This window comes from Achromobacter sp. JUb104, assembly GCF_024806975.1.
GTDB lineage: Bacteria > Pseudomonadota > Gammaproteobacteria > Burkholderiales > Burkholderiaceae_B > Achromobacter > Achromobacter spanius.
This window is the reverse complement of sequence record NZ_JANUEY010000004.1, coordinates 139,447-162,650: the sequence shown is the minus strand read 5'-3', so window position 1 is coordinate 162,650 and position 23,204 is coordinate 139,447. Positions and strand designations below refer to the sequence as shown.

At 64.9% G+C, this 23,204-nt stretch carries 21 protein-coding genes; 8 read left to right on the top strand and 13 right to left on the bottom strand.

The window, feature by feature from the left end; translation table 11 throughout:
• Positions 1 to 38: 38 nt before the first annotated feature.
• A complete protein-coding gene (locus tag M2361_RS26575) occupies positions 39 to 1,571 on the bottom strand; it encodes a hypothetical protein (protein WP_259252789.1) in 1,533 nt (510 codons plus the stop codon).
• Between the two features lie 224 nt (positions 1,572 to 1,795).
• Between M2361_RS26575 and M2361_RS26570 the strand changes: the two genes are divergently transcribed.
• Together M2361_RS26570 and M2361_RS26565 are read left to right on the top strand one after the other, a co-directional pair.
• Positions 1,796 to 2,536: a sulfite exporter TauE/SafE family protein gene (locus M2361_RS26570; RefSeq protein ID WP_259252788.1), complete on the top strand. Its 741-nt coding sequence runs from the start codon at positions 1,796 to 1,798 to the stop codon at positions 2,534 to 2,536.
• A 106-nt stretch (positions 2,537 to 2,642) separates the two neighbouring features.
• Complete coding sequence (locus tag M2361_RS26565) at positions 2,643 to 3,359, top strand: GntR family transcriptional regulator (RefSeq protein WP_259252787.1); 717 nt, start codon at positions 2,643 to 2,645, stop codon at positions 3,357 to 3,359.
• Positions 3,360 to 3,405: 46 nt separating this feature from the next.
• Here the strand turns inward: M2361_RS26565 and M2361_RS26560 are convergent, their stop codons facing one another.
• The 4 genes from M2361_RS26560 to M2361_RS26545 all read right to left on the bottom strand — a co-directional run bounded on the left by M2361_RS26560 (position 3,406) and on the right by M2361_RS26545 (position 5,196).
• A complete protein-coding gene (locus M2361_RS26560; protein ID WP_259252786.1) occupies positions 3,406 to 3,756 on the bottom strand; it encodes a (2Fe-2S)-binding protein in 351 nt (116 codons plus the stop codon).
• A 6-nt stretch (positions 3,757 to 3,762) separates the two neighbouring features.
• Entirely contained in the window at positions 3,763 to 4,089 is a 327-nt protein-coding gene (locus M2361_RS26555) for a ferredoxin (protein WP_259252785.1), read from the bottom strand.
• A 4-nt stretch (positions 4,090 to 4,093) separates the two neighbouring features.
• The gene (locus M2361_RS26550; RefSeq protein WP_259252784.1) at positions 4,094 to 4,393 is read right to left on the bottom strand and encodes a (2Fe-2S)-binding protein; all 300 of its coding nucleotides are present in this window, start codon (positions 4,391 to 4,393) and stop codon (positions 4,094 to 4,096) included.
• 71 nt (positions 4,394 to 4,464) lie between these two features.
• The gene (locus M2361_RS26545; RefSeq protein ID WP_050446826.1) at positions 4,465 to 5,196 is read right to left on the bottom strand and encodes a TenA family transcriptional regulator; all 732 of its coding nucleotides are present in this window, start codon (positions 5,194 to 5,196) and stop codon (positions 4,465 to 4,467) included.
• Between the two features lie 236 nt (positions 5,197 to 5,432).
• Here M2361_RS26545 and M2361_RS26540 point away from each other — a divergent pair, with 236 nt between their 5' ends.
• Positions 5,433 to 5,648, top strand: a complete 216-nt coding sequence (locus M2361_RS26540) for a hypothetical protein (RefSeq protein ID WP_083447362.1) — start codon at positions 5,433 to 5,435, stop codon at positions 5,646 to 5,648.
• A gap of 72 nt (positions 5,649 to 5,720) precedes the next feature.
• Here M2361_RS26540 and M2361_RS26535 read toward each other — a convergent pair whose 3' ends face one another.
• Positions 5,721 to 6,152, bottom strand: coding sequence for a DUF2809 domain-containing protein (locus M2361_RS26535; protein ID WP_259252783.1), 432 nt, complete (start codon positions 6,150 to 6,152; stop codon positions 5,721 to 5,723).
• Between the two features lie 355 nt (positions 6,153 to 6,507).
• Here M2361_RS26535 and M2361_RS26530 point away from each other — a divergent pair, with 355 nt between their 5' ends.
• The 3 genes from M2361_RS26530 (at position 6,508) to M2361_RS26520 (ending at position 11,848) form a co-directional block, all read left to right on the top strand.
• The gene (locus M2361_RS26530; protein ID WP_259252782.1) at positions 6,508 to 8,616 is read left to right on the top strand and encodes a site-specific recombinase; all 2,109 of its coding nucleotides are present in this window, start codon (positions 6,508 to 6,510) and stop codon (positions 8,614 to 8,616) included.
• Between the two features lie 66 nt (positions 8,617 to 8,682).
• Positions 8,683 to 10,101, top strand: a complete 1,419-nt coding sequence (locus M2361_RS26525; RefSeq protein ID WP_259252908.1) for an MFS transporter — start codon at positions 8,683 to 8,685, stop codon at positions 10,099 to 10,101.
• A 148-nt stretch (positions 10,102 to 10,249) separates the two neighbouring features.
• A complete protein-coding gene (locus tag M2361_RS26520; RefSeq protein ID WP_259252781.1) occupies positions 10,250 to 11,848 on the top strand; it encodes a methyl-accepting chemotaxis protein in 1,599 nt (532 codons plus the stop codon).
• A gap of 36 nt (positions 11,849 to 11,884) precedes the next feature.
• Here M2361_RS26520 and hutI read toward each other — a convergent pair whose 3' ends face one another.
• The 7 genes from hutI to hutC form a co-directional block, all read right to left on the bottom strand.
• Positions 11,885 to 13,102 carry an imidazolonepropionase gene (gene hutI, locus M2361_RS26515; RefSeq protein ID WP_259252778.1) on the bottom strand — a complete coding sequence of 406 codons (1,218 nt, stop codon included), beginning with the start codon at positions 13,100 to 13,102 and terminating at the stop codon, positions 11,885 to 11,887.
• Positions 13,103 to 13,186: 84 nt separating this feature from the next.
• Positions 13,187 to 14,593, bottom strand: a complete 1,407-nt coding sequence (locus tag M2361_RS26510; protein WP_259252777.1) for an amino acid permease — start codon at positions 14,591 to 14,593, stop codon at positions 13,187 to 13,189.
• 115 nt (positions 14,594 to 14,708) lie between these two features.
• Positions 14,709 to 16,238 (bottom strand): histidine ammonia-lyase, encoded by a 1,530-nt coding sequence (gene hutH, locus M2361_RS26505; protein WP_259252776.1) that lies wholly within the window; start codon positions 16,236 to 16,238, stop codon positions 14,709 to 14,711.
• Positions 16,239 to 16,294: 56 nt separating this feature from the next.
• Positions 16,295 to 17,695 carry a cytosine permease gene (locus tag M2361_RS26500; protein WP_259252775.1) on the bottom strand — a complete coding sequence of 467 codons (1,401 nt, stop codon included), beginning with the start codon at positions 17,693 to 17,695 and terminating at the stop codon, positions 16,295 to 16,297.
• Between the two features lie 82 nt (positions 17,696 to 17,777).
• Positions 17,778 to 19,457, bottom strand: a complete 1,680-nt coding sequence (gene hutU / locus M2361_RS26495; protein ID WP_259252774.1) for a urocanate hydratase — start codon at positions 19,455 to 19,457, stop codon at positions 17,778 to 17,780.
• Positions 19,458 to 20,194: 737 nt separating this feature from the next.
• Complete coding sequence (locus tag M2361_RS26490) at positions 20,195 to 20,779, bottom strand: HutD family protein (RefSeq protein WP_259252773.1); 585 nt, start codon at positions 20,777 to 20,779, stop codon at positions 20,195 to 20,197.
• On the bottom strand, positions 20,776 to 21,519 hold the full coding sequence (hutC, locus tag M2361_RS26485) for a histidine utilization repressor (protein ID WP_172616209.1): 744 nt from the start codon (positions 21,517 to 21,519) through the stop codon (positions 20,776 to 20,778). Before hutC ends, M2361_RS26490 begins: the two co-directional genes overlap by 4 nt.
• A 129-nt stretch (positions 21,520 to 21,648) precedes the next feature.
• Here hutC and M2361_RS26480 point away from each other — a divergent pair, with 129 nt between their 5' ends.
• Positions 21,649 to 21,939, top strand: coding sequence for a metal/formaldehyde-sensitive transcriptional repressor (locus tag M2361_RS26480; protein ID WP_046805570.1), 291 nt, complete (start codon positions 21,649 to 21,651; stop codon positions 21,937 to 21,939).
• A gap of 27 nt (positions 21,940 to 21,966) precedes the next feature.
• Entirely contained in the window at positions 21,967 to 23,076 is a 1,110-nt protein-coding gene (locus tag M2361_RS26475; protein ID WP_100853426.1) for an S-(hydroxymethyl)glutathione dehydrogenase/class III alcohol dehydrogenase, read from the top strand.
• The last annotated feature ends 128 nt before the right edge of the window (positions 23,077 to 23,204 follow it).

Sequence of the window (23,204 nt, the reverse complement as noted above, 5' to 3'; positions counted from 1 at the left end):
CCTCGGGCCCCTTCTTGCTTGGCGTGGTGCGCCCTCGGTCAACGCCAGATCAGCACCGCGCAGATGGTGGACACCGACAGCGCCAGCACCACCGGCAGCAGCAGCGCCCGCACCAGCGACAGCACGTTCACCCGCGCGAAGCCGGCCACCGCAATCAAGGACGACCACGCGATCAGCGTGCCGCCGCCCGTCCACACCGCCCCCATCTGGCCCACCGCGGCCAGCGTCGCGGGGTCCACGCCCACCACCGGGCCCAGCGCGCCGGACAAGGTGCCGGTGAGCGGCAGCCCCGCGAAGCCGGAGCCGTCGATGCCGGTAATCATGCCTACCAGCAAGACGCCGAACGCGACCAGGAAGTGGTTTTCGGGTATCAGGTGCTGACCGGCCGAGATCACTTCAAACAGCAGCCCAGGAGCCTGCGCCTGTGGCACGCCCAGGATCTGCGCCGCCGTTTCGTTGGCGCCGATGAAGAAGAAACCGGCAATCGGCAGGACCGATCCCATGGCCTTGAAGGCGAACACAAAGCCGTCCGTCACGTGCTCGGGGCACACGTCCAGCATCCTGCGCGGGCCTTCGGCGGCCAGCGTCACCAGCATCATCACCACGAAGGCGACGCCGCCCACCAGCGCCGCCGCGTCGCCGCCGCGCAAGGCGGGCAGGGTCGGGAACAGCCGGGGCAGCACCATCACGCCGATCACCGCCAGGAAGGCCAGCGGCGTCACCACGGCGAAGGTCTTGGACCAGCGCACACGGCGGCGCTCTTCATCGCTGACGGTGGGGCCGCTGGGCAAGGCCGGGTCGGCGCCCATGGTGCCGCGCGCAAGTTCGGCCTTGTCGAACGAGCCGGATTGCTCGATGCGCGCCAGGCTGCCGTCCTGGGCACGCGCCTGCCAGGCGTCCAGCAGCCCCGCGTTGGCCGGCACGATGTGCTTGCGGATCAGCAGATAGGCCGCGGTCAGCGCCACGGCGCCGGTGATCAGTGACAACACCAGCGCGCGGTCGGCGACCACGGCCGCGCTGACCGCCGCCCCCGCCGCCTTGGCGCTGATGCTGGGCGCCACGCCAATCACATAGTCCGACGACAAGGCCATGCCTTGGCCGGCGATGGCAATCGCCATGGCGCCCGCCAGGGGCGGCAAACCGGCCGCGATGGCCGCGGGCAGCAAGATGGCCGACACCAGCGGCACGGCGGGCGTGGGCCAGAAGAACAGCGAGATCACATAGGTACAGAGCGCGATGATGATGAACGACGAATGGCCGCCCCGCATCACACGCCGAAACGGCTGCACCATGCGCACGTCCGCCTGCAAGGTTTTCAGGGAATTCAGCAGGGCGGTCATGAACGTGATGACCAGGAAGATATTGAACAATTCCTTGGCCGCCACGAAGCTGGCGGAAAAGATGCCGATCAGCGCGCTGATCGGATTGCCGGTAATGGCCAGCACCACCAGAAAGGTGCCGATTACCGATGGCACCACCACGTTGGCCCGCAAAATCATCGTCAGGATGATGGCGGCCACGCTGATCAGATATATCCAGTGAGCAGCAGTGAGCACGACGTCCGCTTGCATGCGTGATTCCCCTTGTGACGTGGCTGTTAGGTCGCCACAATCGGTATACTATATTTCGTTTGAAGGCATACCAATCGAAATATGCAGTGCCTAGGGAAACCGATAATTCTGAAAATCCCATGAATACCGCATAAAAATTACGGGTTTACCCGTGTTTTGAACGGCGGCATTCATTGCGGTCGAAATCAACGCTCGACTATCGTATACAAGAAGAAGCCTAGCCCATGTCCTCCCTGTCTTTCCCGGATTTCTGGCAGTACGCCGCCATGGCCGTGGTGGTGTTTGGCGCTGCCGTGGCGCAGGGCGTGGGCGGTATCGGCTTTGCGATGTTCGCGGCCCCGGTGGCGGCAATGTTCTTTCCGCAACTGGCTCCCGGCCCCCTGCTGACGCTGGGCGGCTTCATCTCCCTGTTGACCGCGTTGCGCGAACGGGCCTTCATCGACTGGTCCAACGTGTCGTACGCCTTGGCCGGCCGCGCGGTCGGGACGCTGCTGGCCATCTACGCGATGGCGCGTTTTGCCCCGCAGACCTTGGGCGTGCTGTTCGCCGGCATGATCCTGGTGGCCGTGGCGCTAAGCGTGGCGGGCTTGCGCTTTACGGCCACGCCGGGCCGGGTGTCCGGGGCCGGCGTGGCCTCCGGCATCATGGGAACGATGACGTCGGTGGGCGCCCCGCCCATCGCCATCGTGCTGCAGCACACCGCGCCGCCACAGCTGCGCGCCACGCTGGGCGTGGTGTTGTTCCTGGGGTCGATTTTCTCGCTGGCGATGCTGGCCCTGGCCAAGCGGTACACCGGCTACCACCTTGGCCTGGCGCTTAGCCTGGCGCCGTTCCTGCTGGCCGGTTTTGCCGTGTCCAACCGCTTGCGCACGCTGCTGCCGCCGCAAGCCGTGCGCAGCGTACTGCTGGCAGCGTGCGCGCTGGGCGCGGTGGGCGTGCTGGCCAAATCCTTCTGGGGGGCTTGATGCGCGGCATCGATGCCTGGCCCGCCGCACCGGTTTGCCGTCGCGGCATTCGGCTACACCCGGTAATACAATGCGGACTATATCCATTAATCCATACCTGCTCGCCATGACCACTTCTCCCGTCAGCCCGCAAGCCGTAGAGACGCCGTCTTCCGCCCCGCTGAAGATCGGCGAGCAGCATCCGCAGTTGTTCGCCGTTATCCGCGACAAGCTGCGCGAACGCATACTCAGCGGGGAATTCACCCCCGGTGACCGCTTGGTGGAAGGCCGCTTGTCCGAGGAAATGGGCGTATCGCGCATCCCCGTGCGCGAAGCGCTGCGCGCCTTGGCCGCCGAAGGGCTGGTCACCATCGAGCCGCGCCGCGGCGCGTCGGTATCGGTGCTGTCCGATGCCATTGCCTATGACATGGTGGAAGTGCGCGCCACGCTGGAAGGGCTGAACGCCAAGCTGGCGGCGCAACGCCGAGACGCCAAAACCGTGGAACGCTTGCAGGAATTCCTGCGCGAAGGCACCGAAGCCGCGCGCGGCGAGCAGTTGGACAAGTTCCTGGCGCTGAACTCCCAGTTTCACGAAATGCTGGCCACCATTGCCGGCAACGTGGTGCTGACGGATTTGATGCGCTCGCTGCGTGACCGCACGGCGCTCTTGTTCGCGCCCAGCAACATGCATCGCGCCAAGGCGAATTGGGATGAACATTCGCAGATCTTGAATGCCGTGATCGCCGGCAATGGCGACCTGGCCGCCTTGCTGGCCAGCCAGCACGTGCACAACGCGGCCAAGGCCTATACGGACGCCCAACAGCCGCACGGCGCGGCTGACTGATCAAGCAATAAAAGGCGACAGCGCAACAGGCGTTGAGCCCGCCGTATCAGGCGGTCGGCACCGGCGCGTCGGCCGCGTCTGAGGCCACGCCCACCACCACGCCCTTGCCGTTCTGCACCACCCACGACACCTTCACGTCGCCGGTCACAAAGGTCTGGCAGGCCATGCGATAGCCAGCGTCGAAGTCTTCAGGCCGCAAGTGTTTGCGTTCCTTGGGCTTGATCGCGTCAGTGTGTTCCAGGCCTTCCTCGATACGGCACTTGCAGGTGCCGCACAGGCCGCCCCCGCACTTGAAGGGGATGCCGCCCTTTTCCTTGAGCGACACGCGCAGCAAGTTGCTGTTCTCAGGCGCGGTGGCGACCTTGCCGCCGTTCGAGACGAATGTAATCTGAACCATGTTTTTTCAATGCCTTGCGACGGCGGCGGCGGGGCGCAGCGTCAAGGTGGATTCCATGCTGCCAAAGCGGGTCAGGTGGGCAAGTTCCTTGCGGGCCGCCTCCACCGACGTGAATTTCTCCAGAAACTTCGCGGGCACGCGGTTGACGACGTAGGGCGGAGTTTCTTCCGTCACGATCAAGCGCGTATCGCCGTGCAGCCGCGCGATGCAGAACACGGCCAAGGCCCGCCCGTAGAACTCGTAGTCATACGTTTCGATGATGTCGACGTCGTCCCCCACTTCGGTGCGGAACACGCCGGGTTTGGACGTCAGGATTACGTACACGGCATCCATGGCGCTAGGCCTCCACGTCCTGAACCAGCTCGACATCGTTGTTGAGCCACAGTTGGCAGGCCAGCCGATAGCCCTGGTCAATGCGGTCGCCCAACTGCTTCTTTTCTTTCCAATTGACCGGCGGCAGATACTCGGCGCCGGCCAGCACGCGGCACGCGCACTTGGCGCACTTGCCCATGCCGCATTCGTAGCGCAGATGCGGATACGGAAACTGCTTGATGCCGGCCCGCACCACCAGATTGGTGTTGTCCTTCACCACGTCGGTGTAGGTCTGGCCGCCTTTATGAAATACAACGGTAGGCATGAGTCTGTCGTCCAGGAACCGCGGGCCGGGCGTACCGCATGCGCAGCGCTGCCCGGAAACACCCACAACAATCAGGCGGCCAGGCCAAGTTCGGGCAGCTTGATCTCGTGCTGCACGTAATCGGTGTAAAGCGCCGTGGTGTACAGCAGCCGCATCTGGGCGCCGATTTCGCAGATCTTCAGGCAGCGCTGCTGCAAGTCGACCGTGTTCGCGTGTTCCAGCACGATCTGATAACCGCGTTCACCGTGGATCTCGTCGGACACGATGTGCAAGTCGAAGAATTCCACTTCTTCGTCGGTGAAACCGTACTTCTCGCGCAGCGTCGGCGTCTGCTTGCGGTAGATGGACGGCACCTGCGATTCCAGGCCGACGACCAGGCCCGCCACCGCCACGATGGGGTCTTCGCGCATGGCCACGGCATAACACCAGCTTTGCAGCGCGCGCGTGGTGGGCGACATGTTGTCCGGGTTGGTGACCCGTTCGCGCGTGGTGCCGCAGGCTTCGGCAAAGCGGATCAGCAGGTCGGTATGGCGGTCGCCGCCGATCTCTTCTTCATACATGTTGGCCAGCAGGAAGTCCTTGGCCTCGGTGTAGGTGTCGGGCGTGCGGGCGTAGAGATACCCCAGGTAGTCGGCGAACGGACCCACGTAGTGGTAGTGGTTCTCGGCCCAACGCGACAGATGTTCGCGGCTGAGCTTGCCTTCGGCCCAGGCAATGGAAAAGGGCGACGCATTGGCGCTCTTGCCCTTGATCGCGTTTTCCAACGCGGTGCGGAATTCATCTCGGTTCATCAGTTCTGCCATGACGCGCTCCAGTCCAGTAGGGAGGGATACCAGGCTGGTTTAGCCCGGGCATGATGAACATTGTATACCGTCTACTATTTTGAGCTGCTAGGGCAATCCCGGAGATAGCAGGGAGAAAGAGGGCCAGAACGCGCTAAATCAATAGGTTGCCGGATGGGAGGCGACGGGCGGCCGGGTGGACGACATTGCGCGCGCTGAGTACAATGAATACATTATCAATGCAATACGGAAATACCATGAATACCCGCCACCCTCTGGGAGACGCCCCCATCGGTCAGCAACTGCTGACGCATTACGCCCGCCGCGATGCGGTGCGCCACGCCACGCCCCTGTTCCCGTCGTCCTGGGCCGAGCTGTTTGCCCCGTTCCGCAGTGCCCGCCTGCAACCGCTGCGCGCAGCAGCGCCCACGGTTCGTCGGCACGACGACGAACCGGTGTGTCAGGCAGGTTGATGGTTTGCCGACCGGGAGCGTTGTCCCGGTAGCCGCGCCGGGGCGCCCGCCCCGGTCGATACGCTGTGCCGCCTAGCGGCGCGCGCGCAAGCTGGCCCGCATCCGGGCGTCTTGCAGAGTCGCCGCGTGTTGACGGCGTTCATTGGCGCCGGCCAGCATCAGCACCACCACGAACCCCACGGTGTAGGCCAGCACGTCCCACCAATCGGGCACGCTGCCCAGCACCACGCGCAGCACCGGCTGCTGAATTTGCCAGCCGTACAGCCGCGCCAGGTATTGGCAGAATTCGACCGCGTAGCCCGTCAACAGGGCTGCCACCGCCAGCGGCAACACGCGCGCGCGGACGAACGTGCGGTACAGCAGAAACGCCCAACCCACCGCCACCACATCCCCCACGAACCCGCGCAAGAACGGATAGGGCGCGCCATACATGGCAATTACCGCCAGCAGCGCGGTTACGGCAAGCAGGGCGGCGAAGGCGCGCCCATTGAAAGTCAGGGTCATGGTGGGATACGGCAGAGGGTGAAAGGACAACTTACGGCATGAGCTTGCCTGGCGCTTCGGGGAGCCAAGCCCGGCAACGCGGGCAGGCATGCTCAGAGCACCGGGCAGCGTACTCGAAATCCGAGGGAAAACCCGGAAACAGAGATCGCGTATCCGTCACCAAAAGTTATCCCGCGTTATCCACCGACTATCCACCGGCTATCCACTGCCTATCCACCCCCTATCCACCGGCTTACCCACATAGTTATCCACCGTCCGGCTCCTGCACGGCCGGCGTCTTCAGGCGTACCATTGATCACCGCGCAACGCCCCGCTTGCCCTCCCCCGATTCCCCACGAACCGCGAGGCCGTGTCGATGTTTACCTCCCTTTGGCGCAAGTGGCAGGCCGCGCGCCACGGCGGACCGCAGTTGGACGTGATACTGGCCGGCGCCGATCCGGACGCGCCGCTGGCTGACCGCAATTTGTGGATGCTGGATTTGTGTCGCTGGCTTGACCGCCCGGCTCCCGCCGCGTCGCCGCGCCATACCGACACCGCCGACGCCACCGACCCTGACCCCACGGCAAGCGCACGCTACCCGCAGCACACGCGCCTGCGTTACCTGCTGCAAGTGCTGGAACACACCCCCGAGCGCGCCGCGCGTGTCGGCGCCACCTTGCGTTCACTGGTGGCCGACAACGACCCGACCTCGCTGCTATGCGACACGGGCGTGGCCGCCCACCCCGGCTTCTGGAACGAGTTCTGGAACCGCGTGCAGACGCGCCTGTTGCCGCCGCCCCCCACGCGCGGCGACATGTCCGGCCTGTTCTCGCTGATGTTTCGCGGCAGCGGCACCGCGGAATGGATCGACGCACTGGACGACGACACGCTGGCCCGCATGCGCGCCGTGTTCCGCGCGGGCGACGCCACGACCATCCCGACGGCGCCTGCCGTCGATCCGTTTCCGCCAAGCATCGAAAAGGCCCTGATCAACAGTATCCAGGTGCTGGTCAGCCAGGTGCGCGCCACCGGCCTGGGTCAGGACATTCGATCTCGCCTGCCGGGTCCTGTCGAGGACTCGCCGTTCTTTGCACTGGCCCCCGCCGTGGCCGAACTCTGTGACAGCACGCCCGACACGCCCCCCGAGGTCTTCGCGCGCCGCCTGAACATGTTTCGCGCGCTGCTGGACGGTTGCCGCATGACCGCGCAAGGCGTGTATGACGAGCTTGCGGAAAACGGCGTGTCGGTCGACGTCGTGTTTCAGATTGAACGCATGAAGCTGCGCCTGGCGCGCATCGAACTGCTGCTGGGCGTATGGGTGGATCAGACCCAGCGTCATAAGTTCGTACAGCTGACCACGGAGCTGATCCGGTCCACCCAGGCGCGCAACAGCATCCGCCACCTGGTGACCTCGGCGTTTGCGCAACTGGCGCGCCGCGTCATGGAACGCACCGCCCAAACCGGCGAACACTACATCGCGCGTGACACCATCGAATACCTGGCGATGCTGAAAGCCTCGCTGGGCGGCGGCTTCGTCATGGTGTTCACGGTGTACTTGAAATTCTTCATCACGTCGGCGCACCTGGACAAGCTGCTGGAAGGGCTGTTGGCGGCGCTGAACTACGCGGGCGGATTCCTGGTGATCCACTTTGCGCATTTCACGCTGGCCACCAAGCAGCCCGCCATGACCGGGCCCGCGCTGGCCCACCGCCTGGACGACGCCCACACGCCGGAGGGTCGCGACGCCTTCCTGGACGACACGCTGGCGATGCTGCGGTCCAACGCCGCCGCCATCCTGGGTAACCTGGCCGTGATATTTCCGCTGGCCCTGGCCGTGCAGTGGGTGGCGGTCCATGGCCTGGACCGGCCGCTGATCAACGCGGACAAGGCACAGGAAACGCTGGCGTCGTTTTCCATCTGGGGCGCGACTCCGCTCTACGCCGCCGTCACCGGCGTGCTGCTGTGGCTGTCCAGCCTGATCGCCGGTTGGGCCGACAACTGGTTTGCGCTGCATCGCGTCCACGACGTGATGGCCTACAGCCGCCGGGCGCGGCACCTTTTTGGCGCGCGCGGCGCGTTGCGGTGGGCCGGGTTCTGGCAACGCAACATCTCCGGCATCGCGGCCAACGTGTCGTTGGGCCTGATGCTGGGCTTGGGGCCGGCCATCGTCGAACTGCTCGGCGCCCATGTGGAGGCGCGCCACGTGACGCTCAGCGCCGGCCAGCTTGGCACGGTGATCGCCACGCTGGGTTGGGACATCGTGCGTACCCAGGGGTTCTGGCTGGCCGTAGCCGGCATTGCCGCCACGGGCCTGCTGAATGTGGCGGTCAGCTTTGCGCTGGCCTTCAATGTGGCGCTGCGTTCACGCGACCTGCGTCGGGGCGATCGCGATTCGCTGTCGGCCAGCGTGCGGCAACGCATCTGGCAGCGGCCCACCACGCTCTTCTGGCCGGTCAAGCCCCGGCCCGCGCCCAAGCAGACCTGATGCCGCATTAGAATCAGTCCCTTGATGCCGGACGCCCCGCCCGCACGCCTCGCCCTGTTGCTGCCCATGCTCCCGTTCTCTCGCAATACCGTCTATCCGGCTGGCGCCGGCCTGCCCGCCTCGGAACGTCTTGGCGCCTTGCTCGCCGTCATGTTGGCCGTATGCATGGCCAGCCTGGACACGGCGATTGCCAACACGGCGCTACCCACCATCGCGCGTGATCTTCAGGCCAGCGACGCCGGCTCGATCTGGGTCATCAGCGGCTATCAACTGGCCATGGTGGCCGGGCTGCTGCCCGCCGCCGCGCTGGGCGAAATCCTGGGGCATCGGCGCGTGTACATGGTGGGGCTGGTGGTGTTCACCCTGTCGTCGCTTGCCTGTGGCCTGGCGCCGACCTTGCCCACGCTGGTGGTGGCGCGGATTCTGCAAGGGTTGGGCGCGGCCGGCGTCATGAGCGTGAACGGCGCCTTGCTGCGTTTTATCTACCCGTCATCCATGCTGGGACGCGGCCTGGGCTTGAACGCGATGGTGGTGGGGCTGTCGTTCGCGGCCGGTCCCACCGCCGCGTCCGCCATCCTGTTGCTGGGGTCCTGGCACTGGCTGTTCCTGATCAACGTGCCCATCGGCATCCTGGCCGCGGTGCTGGGCCTGCGCGGCCTGCCCGAAACCGAGCGCGCGCCGCACGGCTTCGACGGCATTGCCGCCGTGCTGTGCGCGCTGACGCTGGGCCTGTTTGTGTTGGGCTCCAATGAACTGGCGCATGGCGCGCCCTGGGCGCGCATTGCGCTGGAATGGGGCGGCGCCATCGCCAGCTTGTGGCTGCTGATGCGGCGCCAGGCCGGCCACCCGGCGCCCATCCTGGCGGTTGACCTGCTGCGGCGTCCCTTGTTCGCGCTGTCCGCCGCCACCGCTGTTTGCGCCTTCGCCGCGCAGGGGCTGGCGTTTGTATCGCTGCCGTTCATGCTGCAAACCGTGCTGGGCTACAGCCAGGTGCATACCGGCTTTCTGATTACGCCATGGCCGGTGGTGGTGGCCTTCATGGCCCCGATCGCGGGCCGGCTGTCCGACCGCTATCCCGCCGGCATCCTGGGCGGCGTCGGCCTGGCGTTGCTGGCCTTGGGCATGGTGCTGCTGGCGATGCTGCCGGCCGCGCCCTCCGCGTGGGATATCTGCTGGCGCATGGCCATCTGTGGTGCGGGTTTCGGCTTTTTCCAATCGCCCAATCTGCGGGCCATCATGACCTCGGCACCAGCTTCCCGGGCGGGCGGCGCCAGCGGCATGATCGGCACCGTGCGGCTGCTGGGCCAGGCGACTGGCGCGGCGCTGGTTGCGGCGTGCTTTCACGTGTCCACGACGCACGGCGCGGTGACCGCCTTGTGGCTGGGCGGCTTGTGCGCCGCCCTGGCCTGCATCGCCAGCTTTTCGCGCTTGCGCTTTGACGCATCGGAACCCATGGCATGCCCGGCGCCGCGATCCATGAAATAGCATCTAAGTCGCAACATTGTTGCGCTATTTATCGATATATTCGCCGAACGGGCCGATATATTCGTAAGTTGTGAAACAGTTGCTAAATATCCGCTGAACGGCGTCGTTGTTCGTAGTGCAGCACTCGCTGTATATCGGACGACTCGCTATGACACAGTTACTGAAAGACATCACGATCCGACGCATGATCCTGTGCACCCTGCTCGCCATCAGCGCGCTGGTCACGGGCTTGTCAGCCATCAGCGTCAACGGATTACGCAGCGCTGGGGAAGCGCTTGCCACCAGCGGCGACCTGCTGCACGAGGTTTCGGCGCTATCCCGGGTCAACGACCAGATCATGCGCGCCCGCCTGCGCTTGTCGCGGCAATTGGAATATGCCGCCGAAGGCCAGGCCGCCAAGGCGGCTGAAGAAGGCCGCAGCATCGACACCGCGCTTGCCGAAGCGCGCAAGCAACAGGCCATCTTTATTGAATTGGCCACCAAGGACGCTCCCGCCACCATCCTTCAACCCATGCAAGCGGGCTTTGATGCACTGGTCAACGGCGGCATCGCCGTGCAGCGCCAGCACCTGGAAGCAGGCGACATCGCGCGTGCGCGCGAGCACGCCGCCACCGCCGTGGTGTCGGCCAGTCGCGCGTTCGGCAAGAGCATGGAAAACTACGAAGCCTATGCAAAGGACCGCGAAACGCAGTTGTGGGAAGACGCCGCCGCCAAGCGCCAAGAGGCCTATATCGGCATGGGCGCCGTGCTGGGCATCTGCCTGTTGCTGCTGTTGCTGGGCGACCGCTACGTAGTGCTGTTCGTGCGACGCCCGCTGGACCAGGTCAAAGCCCACTTTCAACGCATCGCCGGCGGCGACCTGACCACGCCCATCGCCTCGTATGGCAAGAATTGCGTGGGGCAGCTCATTCCTTATCTGCAGGAAATGCAGACCAGTCTCGTGCATACCGTGCACGCCGTGCGCGAAGGCGTGGTCGAGATCAACGCGGGGTCCAGCGAAATCGCGGCCGGCAATCAGGACCTGTCCAGCCGCACCGAGCAGCAGGCCGCGTCCCTGGAAGAAACCGCCGCCAGCATGGAGCAATTGCTGTCCACCGTGACCAGCAACGCCGAGAACGCCCGCCAGGCCAACCAGATGGCGGCCACCGCCAGCCAGGTGGTGCAGCGCGGCGGCATGGCCGTGCAGGAAGCGGTGAGCACCATGCGCGAAATTGCGCAGGACTCGGGCCGCATCGAAGACATCGTCGGCGTCATCGACGGCATTGCCTTCCAGACCAACATCCTGGCGCTGAACGCGGCGGTCGAGGCCGCGCGCGCGGGCGAGGAAGGCAAGGGCTTTGCCGTGGTAGCCGCCGAAGTGCGGTCGCTGGCGCAGCGCAGCGCCGGAGCCGCGAAAGAGATCAAGCAACTGCTGTCGGCGTCCAGCGCCACCGTGCAGGCCGGTTCGGCGCAGGTCGAAGCAGCCGGGCGCACCATGCAGGAAATCCTGGAGACCATCGAACGCCTGACGCTGCTGGTCAATGACATTGCCACGGCGTCGCAGGAGCAGGTGACGGGCATCGACCAGGTCAATACCGCCGTGAATCAGATGGACCAGGTCACGCAGCAGAACGCCGCGCTGGTTGAAGAGGCCGCCGCGGCCGCCTCGTCGCTGGAAACCCAGGCTCAACGCCTGCAAGGCGCCGTCAGCGCGTTCCGCCTGCCGGCGCTGATCCAGGACAGACGGCAGATGGCTATCGCGGCCTGACGCGAGGTGCGCACGCTGGCCTGAACCCAGACGGCTTCAGGCCAGCGCCGCCACATCCACCAGCGCGCCGTGACGGATCACGCGCTTCGGAATATCCCCGCCAATCCAGTACGCCAACTCAGCCGGATGCGCCACGCGCCACGCGACAAAGTCCGCCACCTTGCCGGGTTCCAGCGCACCATGCGTGGCATGCAGGCCCAGCGCGCGCGCCGCGTTCACCGTGGCGCCCGCCAAAGCCTCTTCCGGCGTCATCTTGAACAGCGTGCACGCCATGCTCAGCATCAAGCGCAACGACAGCACGGGCGACGTGCCCGGGTTCAGGTCGGTTGAAATCGCAATGGGCACGCCGTGGCGGCGCAGCAGGTCCACGGGTGGCAACTGCGTTTCACGCAGCGCGTAGAACGCGCCTGGCAATAGCACCGCCACGGTGCCGGCATCCGCCATCGCCCGCACATCGCTTTCGGTCAGGTATTCCAGATGGTCCGCCGACAAGGCCCCATAGCGGGCGGCCAGCGATGCGCCATGCAGCGAAGACAATTGCTCGGCATGCAGCTTCACGGGCAGGTCCAGGTGCTTGGCGGCCTGGAACACCCGCTCGACCTGCTCGGGGGAAAACGCCAGGTGCTCGCAGAACGCATCCACGGCATCAATCAGCCCTTCGGCCGCCAGCACCGGCAGCATGCGCCGCGCCACTTCGTCGATGTAGTCATCCGAGCGCCCCACGAATTCCGGCGGCAGCGCGTGCGCGGCCAGACAGGTGGCCTGCACGGTCATCGGCAGTGTCTGGCCCAGGCGCCGCGCCACACGCAGCATCTTGCGTTCATTGGGCAGGTCCAGGCCGTAGCCCGACTTGACCTCCACCGTCGTCACGCCATCTTGCAGCAGATGCAGCGCGCGTTGGCGGGCGCTGACATACAGCGCGTCTTCGGACGCCTCGCGCGTGGCGCGCACCGTGCTGGCGATACCACCGCCCTGCGCCGCAATCGTTGCGTAGTCCACGCCTTGCAGCCGCTGTTCGAATTCCTTGCTGCGGTTGCCGCCAAAGACCAGGTGCGTGTGGCAGTCAATCAGCCCGGGCGTCACCCACGCGCCGCCCAGGTCGTGTTCATGCGCGGCATCCACCGACGGCAGGTCCGCTTCGTGGCCGATCCATTCGATGCGGTCCGCTTGGGTCACGATGGCCGCGCCTTCAATCACCGAATAGGCGCCGCCCGCCATGGTGGCCGCGTGGCAATGTCGCCAGATCTGTCTCATGCACATACTCCTTGAAACCGGCGCCGCGCCACTGGGGGGTGGCGGGCGCCGTACTCGGTCAGTCGGACCCATCAGTCAATCCCATCAGTCGGACCCCTGCGCCACCGGCACCGGGATGCCGCCGCTGGGACCGCGCGGCAGGACCAGGTAGCGGTACGCCACGCACAGCAACGCAATCCACACCGCGCCCACGACCAAGGCCATCTGCGTGCGCGGAAAATACCCCAGGACCCCGATCACGAACACCAGGAACGCAATCGCCAACAGCGGCCCGATCGGCCAGAACGGCACCGGGAACTTCAGGTCGGCGATTTCCGCAGGACTCATCTTGCGCCGCATCGCCACCTGCGACAACAGAATCATCAGCCACACCCACACGGTCGCGAAGGTGGCAATCGACGCAATCAGCACGAACACGTCTTCGGGTATCAGGTAGTTCAGCAGCACGCCCAGCAGCAGCGCCACGGTCATCACCACCACCGTCATCCACGGCACGCCGGATTTGGACACCGCCGCGAAGCCGCGCGGTGCCTGGCCTTGGCGGGCCATGCCGTAGAGCATGCGGCCCGCGCCAAAGATGTCGCTGTTGATGGCCGACACGGCCGCCGAGATCACCACGATATTCAGGATGGTGGCCGCCGACTTGATGCCCAGCCCGTCAAAGATCTGCACGAAGGGACTGCCCTGGCTACCGATCTGCGTCCACGGGAAAATTGACATCAGCACGAACAGCGTCAGCACATAGAACAGCAAAATGCGCAGCGGCACCGCGTTGATGGCGCGCGGGATGGTGCGGCCGGGGTCCTTGGCTTCTCCCGCCGTGATGCCGATGATCTCGATGCCGCCAAAAGCAAACACCACCACCGCCAGCGACGCGATCAGCCCGCCCACGCCGTTAGGCATGAAGCCGCCGTGCTCCCACAGGTTATGCACACCCGTCGCCGCGCTGTCCACATTCAAGCCGAAGCCGAACAGCATGATGCCCAAGCCGCCGGCAATCATGGCGATAATCGCGCCCACCTTCAGCAACGACAGCCAGAATTCCAGTTCACCAAACACCTTTACCGAACACAGGTTGATGGCGCCGATGAAGAACACGATGGACAGCACCCAGATCCAGCGCGGCACGTCCGGATACCAGAACCCCATGTACAAGCCGAAGGCGGTCACGTCGGCCAGGCAGACGATGATCATCTCGAAGGCATAAGTCCACCCCGTCAAAAAGCCCGCGATGGGTCCGAGGTAGCTGGTGGCGTACTGCCCGAAGGACCCGGACACGGGGTTTCTGACCGCCATTTCCCCTAACGCGCGCATCACCATGTACACGGCCGCGCCGGCAATCAGATAGGCGATCAGCACCGACGGGCCGGCGTCCTGGATGGCCTTGGCCGATCCATAGAACAGGCCCGTGCCGATGGCCGATCCCAACGCCATGAAGCGTATGTGCCTGGCGTTTAGCCCCCGTTTCAGATCCTGCGTTTCAGCTTGCATTTCCGTCTCCGTACTTGTTATAGGCGTGCAGCATCACGCCGTGCGAGCGCCTTCTACGGGCGCGTACGCACAGCGCGGGAATGCGGCCGTCAGGCGACGGCCGCAAAGAGGAAAATCAAAGGCTCGGCAGCAGCCCCGCGGGCATCAACCCGTTCAGGACCTGCGCCGATATCAGGCTGCTGGCGGCGGCGATGTCCGGCGCGAAGAAGCGGTCTTCTTCGTAGTGCGGCACTTGCTCGCGCAGTACGCGGCGCGCCTGTTCAAGCTGGGGCGATGTCTTCAAGCCTTCACGGAAGTCCAGCCCCTGGCACGCGCCCAGCCATTCGATGGCCAGGATGTCGCGCACGTTGTCTGCCATGGCCCAGAGCCGCTTGCCGGCGTTGGGCGCCATCGATACGTGGTCTTCCTGGTTGGCCGACGTGGGCATGCTGTCCACGCTGGCCGGATGCGCCAGCGCCTTGTTGTCGCTGGCCAGCGCGGCGGCGGTCACCTGGGCAATCATGAAGCCCGAATTCACGCCACCCTTGGCGACCAGGAACGGCGGCAACTGCGACATGTGCTTGTCCATCATCAGCGCAATGCGTCGTTCAGACAGCGCGCCGATTTCGGCCAGCGCCAAGGCCAGGTTGTCCGCCACCATGGCCACGGGTTCGGCATGGAAGTTGCCGCCCGAGATCACGTCGCCCTGGGACACGAACACCAGCGGGTTGTCCGACACGGCGTTGGATTCAATTTGCAGCACATGCGCGGCGTGGCGGATCTGCGTCAGGCAGGCGCCCATCACCTGGGGCTGGCAGCGCAGGGAGTACGGGTCTTGCACCTTTTCGCAATCGGCGTGCGAATGGCCCACTTCGCTGTCCTGGCCCAGCAGGTCGCGATAGACGCCGGCCACGGCGATCTGGCCCGGCTGGCCGCGCGCGGCGTGAATGCGCGCATCGAATGGCACGCGCGAACCCAGCATGGCTTCCACGCTGAGACTGCCGCACACCAGTCCGGCCGCCATCATGTCTTCGGCGTCGAACAAACCGCGCAGGGCGTAGGCCGTGGACACCTGCGTACCGTTCAACAGCGCCAGCCCTTCCTTGGCCGCCAGCGTCAGCGGCACGAGGCCGGCGCGCGCCAACGCTTCCTGCGCGGGCAACCACTCGCCTTGATACCGCGCGCGGCTTTCGCCCAGCAGCACGATGGACATATGCGCCAACGGCGCCAGGTCACCCGAGGCGCCCACCGAGCCTTTTAGCGGAATATGCGGATAAACGCCCGCGTTCACCATCGCGATCAGGCTGTCGATAACGTGGCGGCGGATACCGGAATAACCACGCGCCAGGCTGTTGATCTTCAAGACCATGATCAGCCGCACCATGGCGTCATCCAGGGGCTCGCCCACGCCCGCCGCGTGCGAGCGCACCAGCGAACTTTGCAGCGCTTCGAGGTCTTCGCGCGCGATCTTGGTGGACGCCAACAAGCCAAAGCCCGTGTTGATGCCATACACCGTGCGGCCCTCGGCGATCAGCCGTTCAACGGTCGCCACGCTGGCGTCGATGGCGTCCGCCGCGCCCGCATCCAGCGTCAAGCGGACCGGCTCCTGGTAGACGCGCCGCAAGTCGGCCAAGGTGAGGTGGCCGGGTTTCAAGTGCAATTCCATTTTTTTCTCCTGCGCCGGTGCTTCGGCGTCTTGCAATGGGGTGGTCAGGCCGGCCGTCATGCCGGCGCGTGCGCCGCAAGCCGCGTATCGCGGCGGGCAAATAGGTAATAAAGAATGCTGGGAACGATCAGGCCGATGATCCACGAGATGTCCACGCCACCCAGGCGTTCGACCATCGGGCCGGTATAAAGCTTGGTCGAGATGAACGGCATCTGTACCAATACGCCGAAGGCGTAGACCAGGATGCCGGGCAGGTTCCAGCGGCCATAGCGGCCGTTGGGGTCGGACAGCGCGGCCACGTCATAGCGTTCGCGATTCACGAAGTAGTAGTCCACCAGGTTCACCGCGCTCCAGGGCACGAAGAAGGCCAGGAGGAACAGGATGAAGGACTTGAATGCGTTCAGGAAGGAATGCTGGCCCACCAATGCCACCGCCGTGGCGGCACCCACGATCAACACCACGGCTACCGCGCGCTGGCGCCGTGTAATGTCGACATGCCCACGAAACCCGCTGACGATGGTCGCGATGCACATGAAGCTGCCGTAGGAATTCAGCGTAGATATCGTGACCTTTCCAAACGCGATGCTGAAGTACAGCAGCGCCGCCATCGTGCCCGTGCCGCCCAGGCCCACGATGTACGCGACTTCCCGCCCCGCGAACTGCCCGGCCGACATCGCCGCGGCCAGCACGCCCAGCACCATGGCAATCTGCGCGCCCAGCACCGAACCCAGCCCTACCGCCAGGAACGTCTTCACCGACGAGGTCGAACTGGGCAGGTAGCGCGAGTAGTCGGCCACATAAGGCCCATAGGCAATCTGCCAGGACGCGGCCAGTGACACCGCCAGCAGGAACGGCCCCCACGCAAAATGCCGGATCTGCAGCAACTGGCCCACATCGCCCACGGCAATGACGCGGCTGAACAGGTACACGAACGCGATCAGGCCGAACACGGTGGCGATGCGCCCGATGATGTGAATGACCCGATAGCCAAACAGCGTGGCCACCACGATGACCGACGCGAATATCAGGATGCCGATGGTGTCGCTCACGCCGAACAACTGCCCCAGCGCCTGGCCCGACAACACCGTGCCCGTGGCCGTGAAGCCCAGGTACATCAGGCACACCAGCACGATGGGTATCGCCGCGCCATACACGCCGAACTGCACACGGCTGGAGATCATTTGCGGCAAGCCCAGCTTTGGCCCCTGCGCCGCATGCAGCGCCATCACCACACCACCCAGCACCTGCCCGATGAACAGCCCGATCAAGGACCAGAACACGTCGCCGCCCAGCACCACCGCCAACGCGCCCGTGACGATGGCGGTGATCTGAAGGTTGGCGCCCATCCACAGCGTGAACTGGCTGTAGAGCTTGCCGTGCCGTTCGGACGCCGGAATGTAGTCGATGGAACGCCGTTCGATAAGCGGCGTGGACCCTGCCTCGCTTGCCTGCACCATCGCGTTGCCTCGTGGGTGGCGTGGGGCCGATCGTTGCCGATGGCGCCCCACGCGGGTTGGCGGAATTGGAACGGGTGTGGCTTTAGCGTTGGCCCGTGACCATGGGCAGGTTCAGCCCCTGCTCTTTCGCGCAGTCGATGGCGATGTCGTAGCCCGCGTCCGCATGCCGCATCACGCCCGTAGCCGGGTCGTTGGTCAGCACGCGGGCGATGCGCTCGGCGGCCTCGTCGGTGCCGTCGCACACCACGACCATGCCGGAGTGCTGCGAGAACCCCATGCCCACGCCGCCGCCATGGTGCAGCGACACCCAGGTGGCGCCGCTGGCGGTGTTCAGCAAGGCGTTCAGCAGCGGCCAGTCGGACACGGCGTCCGAGCCGTCGCGCATGGATTCGGTTTCGCGGTTGGGGCTGGCGACCGACCCGGAATCCAGATGGTCACGGCCAATGACGACGGGCGCGGACAGTTCGCCCGAGCGGACCATTTCATTGAAGGCCAGGCCCAGCTTCGCGCGTTCGCCCAGGCCCACCCAGCAGATGCGCGCCGGCAGGCCCTGGAAGCTGATGCGCTCGCGCGCCATGGCCAGCCAGCGGTGCAGGTGCTCGTCGTTCGGAATCAGTTCCTTGACCTTGGCGTCCGTCTTGTAGATGTCTTGCGGGTCGCCGGACAGCGCGGCCCAGCGGAACGGGCCCACGCCCCGGCAGAACAGCGGCCGGATGTAGGCGGGCACGAAGCCGGGGAAGTCGAAGGCGTCGGCCACGCCTTCTTCCTTGGCCATCTGGCGAATGTTGTTGCCGTAGTCAAAGGTGGGAATGCCCTGGCGCTTGAAGGCCAGCATGGCTTGCACGTGGACGGCCATCGATTGCTTGGCGGCCTTGATGACGACGGCGGGCTCGCGCTTGGCGCGTTCGCGGTATTCCTGCCAGGTCCAGCCGGCGGGCAGATAGCCGTTAAGCGGATCGTGCGCGCTGGTCTGGTCGGTAACCATGTCGGGCTTGACGCCACGGCGCACCAGTTCGGGCAGGATGTCGGCGGCGTTGCCGCACAGCGCGATGGACACCGCGCGGCCTTCCTTCGTGTACGCGGCAATGCGCGCCAGCGCGTCGTCCAGGTCAGTGGCTTGTTCGTCCACATAGCGGGTGCGCAGGCGGAAGTCGATGCTGGCTTGCTGGCATTCGATGTTCAGAGAACATGCGCCGGCCAAGGTGGCGGCCAGCGGCTGCGCGCCGCCCATGCCGCCCAGACCCGCGGTCAGCACCCAGCGGCCGGTCAGGTTGCCGCCGTAGTGCTGGCGGCCGGCTTCCACAAAGGTTTCGTAGGTGCCCTGCACGATGCCCTGGCTGCCGATGTAGATCCAACTGCCGGCCGTCATCTGGCCGTACATGGCCAAGCCCTTGGCGTCCAGCTCGTTGAAGTGTTCCCAGGTGGCCCAGTGCGGCACCAGGTTGGAATTGGCGATCAGCACGCGCGGCGCATTGGCATGGGTCTTGAACACGCCTACCGGCTTGCCCGACTGCACCAACAAGGTTTCGTCGTCGTTCAGGTTGGTGAGCGATTCAACGATCTTGTCATAGCAATCCCAGTTGCGGGCGGCACGGCCAATGCCGCCGTACACGACCAGTTCCTTGGGGTTCTCGGCGACGTCCGGGTCAAGGTTGTTCATCAACATGCGCAACGGCGCTTCGGTCAACCAGCTCTTGGCGGTCAGCTTATTGCCGCGCGCGGCACGGATCACGACATCGCGGTATCGGTTCGATTGGTCCAAGAGAGTCTCCTTGATCGGTTCTGCCGCGAAGTTCCCCACGCAGCGGTTGCCCGCATCATAGGACGCCTAGGGTTGTATATACAAGCCTAGATAAGCGAAATTTTGATAAGGGAATACCCGAATGGAGGGAGGGAGTTGTGGGCGCGGCTGATAGATGGGTTGCGCGCGATCCGCAGGTGGGTTCTTTTCATGGTTTATTCGCGCTTCACCCATCCTACGTACGCCGGCTCGGGCCCGTAGGATGGGTGGAGCGCGCAAGACTCAAGGCAAGAACCCAACCGCCCAACGCGCGAAACCCATCAAGCAGCGCAGGGTTCTAAACGCGATTGGCCACAGCACAACCGCGTTTTCAACGAAGCTGGCTACAGCACAGCCCCGTTTCTAAACGACGCCTGCCACAGCGCAACCGCTGCTTGATGGGTTGCGCGCGATCCGCGGTTGGGTTCTTTTCATTGTTTGTTCGCGCTTCACCCATCCTACGTACGCCGGCTCGGGCCCGTAGGATGGGTGGAGCGCGCAAGGCTCAAGCTAAGAACCCCAACCGCCCAACGCGCGCAACCCATCAAGCAGCCCAGGGTTCTAAACACGATTGGCCACAGCACAGCCGCGTTCTAACGAAGCTGGCTACAGCGCAAACGCGTTCTAAACGAAGTCGGCTACCACGCAACCGCTACTTGATGGGTTGCGCGCGGCCCGCAGTCGGGTTCTTTTCATTGTTTGTTCGCGCTTCACCCATCCTACCGGGGCGTTAGTTCGATCACGCAGGCATCGACTTCGCCTTCCAGCCGATATTCCACCAGCTCCAACGGCCCATCACTGTGCAGGCAGTCATATCGTGACGGCAGCGCGTGCGCCTCACCATCCACTCGCACCCCCAACATACCGCCCGCGTTCAGCACCAGCACGATGGGCGCGGCGCTATGAAACACCCACGGCGCCGATGCCCATTGCAGGCGCGCCTGATAGCGCTGGGGCGCATAGATCAAGTTGAAATCCCGGATCGGCCCATCCAGCAAACGGCAATCCACCCGCGCATTCCCCGGAAATGCGTAGGCCTGGCGTGACGTCAACGGCGTTTGCTCGCGGCCATCAACCGTCAACTGAATTCCCTGGCCTTCAAGCACGGTGATAACCCGCTGATAGCCATTGAACGCCGAAAACCCCCCATCCTGCGCCACATCGGCAATCGACAAGCGCCACTCAAACGCAGCGCTGCTGTCTCCAGGATTGCGGGCGACCTCTTGCGTGGTGCCTCCGCCGTTCTTCCACGGCATGCGCGGATAATCGGCGGCTTGATACAAACGGATGTTGCGCGCTGTCATGTCGTGAACTTGCCTTCCAGACGATGCCGCGACCCGGGGTGGATCAGGCGGGCAAGCGTCACCGCGCGGTCGCCCGACCAGGTACGGCGGCGGATCAGCAAACACGGTTCGTTGCGCTCGATCTGCAACAACTGGCATTCGCGCGGCTTGGCCAGAATGGCTTCGACCACGTGCTCGCCCTCGCTCAGCGGCGCCACGCGCGTCAGGTACTCATAGGGCGTGTGTTGCGTGAAGTCCTGCTTCAGGTAGTCGGGCGCCAGCCGCACATTGACGTAACGGTCTTCCAACTGGATCGGCACGTCGTCTTCAAAATGCACGATCACGGAATGGAATACCGGCTGCCCCGGGCGCAGCTCCAGCGCCTGGGCCTGCTCCGGGCCGGCCGGTTCTTCAACCAGGCGCACCACGCGGCTGTGATGGTGATGGTTGCGCGCCGCGATTTCATCCGCGATGTTGTTCACCGCGAACAGCGCCGACCGCGCCTTGGGCTGCGCCACGAACGTACCCACGCCCTGCATCCGCACCAGCAAGCCTTCGGCGGTCAGCTCGCGCAGCGCGCGATTGATCGTCATGCGGCTGAACCCCAGCTCATCAACCAGCTCGCTTTCCGAGGGCACGCGGTAGTGCGCGGGCCAGGCGCCTGTGCGGATCTGTTGCGCAATCATCTGCTTGACCTGCGCATACAAGGGCGCGGGCAGGGCGTTGGTCTGGACGGGCAATCGGGGGGGAGGAGAAGCCACGGAAGAATCCTGGGTGGGCGCCGCTGGGGCGGTCAAAAATTGGCCTCCAGTATAGACAGGTACACATGACTTGCGAATCGCCCGCCGCTTTCCGTATACTCCCCCCCTGTATCGTTTTCGGAGCCTGCCGTGCCGCATTCGCCGGAAGAAAAAAAACGTGTCGTCACCCGCTTGCGCCGTATCCAGGGGCAGGCGTTAGCATTGGAACGCGCGGTCAACGAGGGCACGGAATGCGGGGCGCTGTTACAGCAACTGGCCGCCTTGCGCGGCGCCGCCACCGGCCTGATGGCCGAGGTGCTGGAAAGCCATCTCCGGGAAACCTTCCTGCAATCCGCCCAGGGCGGGCCGCAACACGCCGGGATCGACGCCGAAGCCGAAGTCGATCAGCTGATGCGCATCGTCCGTTCCTATTTGAAGTAATTCCCCCGACATTCGTGGAGCACAACTATGAAATCACGCGCAGCAGTCGCATTCGGACCCGGCAAGCCGCTGGAAATCGTTGAAATCGACGTCGCGCCCCCGCAGCGCGGCGAGGTGCTGGTGCAGATCACCCACACCGGTGTCTGCCATACCGACGCCTTCACGCTTAGCGGTGATGACCCCGAAGGCCTGTTTCCCGCCGTGCTGGGCCACGAGGGCGCGGGCATCGTCGTGGAAGTGGGCGAAGGCGTCACGTCCCTGAAACCCGGTGACCACGTCATTCCGCTCTACACGGCCGAATGCCGCGAGTGCAAGTTCTGCCTGTCCGGCAAGACCAACCTGTGCCAGAAGGTGCGCGCCACCCAAGGCAAGGGTGTGATGCCCGACGGCACCTCGCGCTTCAGCTACGAAGGCAAGCCGCTCTACCACTACATGGGCTGCTCGACCTTCAGCGAATACTCGGTCGTCAACGAGATCTCGCTGGCCAAGATCAACCCCGCCGCCCCCCATGAAAAAGTCTGCCTGCTGGGCTGCGGCGTCACCACCGGCCTGGGCGCCGTGCACAACACCGCCAAGGTCAAGGAGGGCGATACGGTCGCCGTGTTCGGCCTGGGCGGCATCGGCCTGGCCGTGATCCAGGGCGCGGTGCAGGCCAAGGCCGGCCGCATCATCGCCGTGGACACCAACCCGAACAAGTTCGTGCTAGCCAGCGCCATGGGCGCCACCGACTGCATCAACCCAAAGGACTACGACAAGCCCATCCAGGATGTCATCGTCGAACTGACCGATGGCGGCGTGGACTTCTCGTTCGAATGCATCGGCAACGTGCACGTGATGCGCGCGGCGCTGGAATGCTGCCACAAGGGTTGGGGCGAAAGCATCATCATCGGCGTGGCCGGCGCGGGCCAGGAAATCAGCACGCGCCCGTTCCAACTGGTCACCGGCCGCGTGTGGCGCGGTTCGGCGTTCGGTGGTGTGAAGGGCCGTACGCAACTGCCGGGCATGGTCGAAGACGCCATGAGCGGCAAGATCGACCTGGACCCGTTCGTGACGCACACGCTGCCCCTGGAACGCATCAACGAAGCCTTCGACCTGATGCATGAAGGCAAGTCGATCCGCACCGTGATCCACTTCTAACGTTCGCCTCCGACGCGGCATACGACAGGCCCGGCGCAGGATGCGCCGGGCCTTTTTTCATGACACGCGCAAGACAGGTCCGCGTGTCTTCATGACAGCGTTGTCATTCATCTTCACGTCATCTTCCA

Bases quoted from the DNA above. Each gene is read 5' to 3' on its own strand.
- M2361_RS26575 (WP_259252789.1), bottom strand. From the start codon at position 1,571: ATGCAAGCGGACGTCGTGCTCACTGCTGCTCACTGGATATATCTGATC.
- M2361_RS26570 (WP_259252788.1), top strand. From the start codon at position 1,796: ATGTCCTCCCTGTCTTTCCCGGATTTCTGGCAGTACGCCGCCATGGCC.
- M2361_RS26565 (WP_259252787.1), top strand. From the start codon at position 2,643: ATGACCACTTCTCCCGTCAGCCCGCAAGCCGTAGAGACGCCGTCTTCC.
- M2361_RS26560 (WP_259252786.1), bottom strand. From the start codon at position 3,756: ATGGTTCAGATTACATTCGTCTCGAACGGCGGCAAGGTCGCCACCGCG.
- M2361_RS26555 (WP_259252785.1), bottom strand. From the start codon at position 4,089: ATGGATGCCGTGTACGTAATCCTGACGTCCAAACCCGGCGTGTTCCGC.
- M2361_RS26550 (WP_259252784.1), bottom strand. From the start codon at position 4,393: ATGCCTACCGTTGTATTTCATAAAGGCGGCCAGACCTACACCGACGTG.
- M2361_RS26545 (WP_050446826.1), bottom strand. From the start codon at position 5,196: ATGGCAGAACTGATGAACCGAGATGAATTCCGCACCGCGTTGGAAAAC.
- M2361_RS26540 (WP_083447362.1), top strand. From the start codon at position 5,433: ATGAATACCCGCCACCCTCTGGGAGACGCCCCCATCGGTCAGCAACTG.
- M2361_RS26535 (WP_259252783.1), bottom strand. From the start codon at position 6,152: ATGACCCTGACTTTCAATGGGCGCGCCTTCGCCGCCCTGCTTGCCGTA.
- M2361_RS26530 (WP_259252782.1), top strand. From the start codon at position 6,508: ATGTTTACCTCCCTTTGGCGCAAGTGGCAGGCCGCGCGCCACGGCGGA.
- M2361_RS26525 (WP_259252908.1), top strand. From the start codon at position 8,683: ATGCTCCCGTTCTCTCGCAATACCGTCTATCCGGCTGGCGCCGGCCTG.
- M2361_RS26520 (WP_259252781.1), top strand. From the start codon at position 10,250: ATGACACAGTTACTGAAAGACATCACGATCCGACGCATGATCCTGTGC.
- hutI (WP_259252778.1), bottom strand. From the start codon at position 13,102: ATGAGACAGATCTGGCGACATTGCCACGCGGCCACCATGGCGGGCGGC.
- M2361_RS26510 (WP_259252777.1), bottom strand. From the start codon at position 14,593: ATGCAAGCTGAAACGCAGGATCTGAAACGGGGGCTAAACGCCAGGCAC.
- hutH (WP_259252776.1), bottom strand. From the start codon at position 16,238: ATGGAATTGCACTTGAAACCCGGCCACCTCACCTTGGCCGACTTGCGG.
- M2361_RS26500 (WP_259252775.1), bottom strand. From the start codon at position 17,695: ATGGTGCAGGCAAGCGAGGCAGGGTCCACGCCGCTTATCGAACGGCGT.
- M2361_RS26490 (WP_259252773.1), bottom strand. From the start codon at position 20,779: ATGACAGCGCGCAACATCCGTTTGTATCAAGCCGCCGATTATCCGCGC.
- M2361_RS26475 (WP_100853426.1), top strand. From the start codon at position 21,967: ATGAAATCACGCGCAGCAGTCGCATTCGGACCCGGCAAGCCGCTGGAA.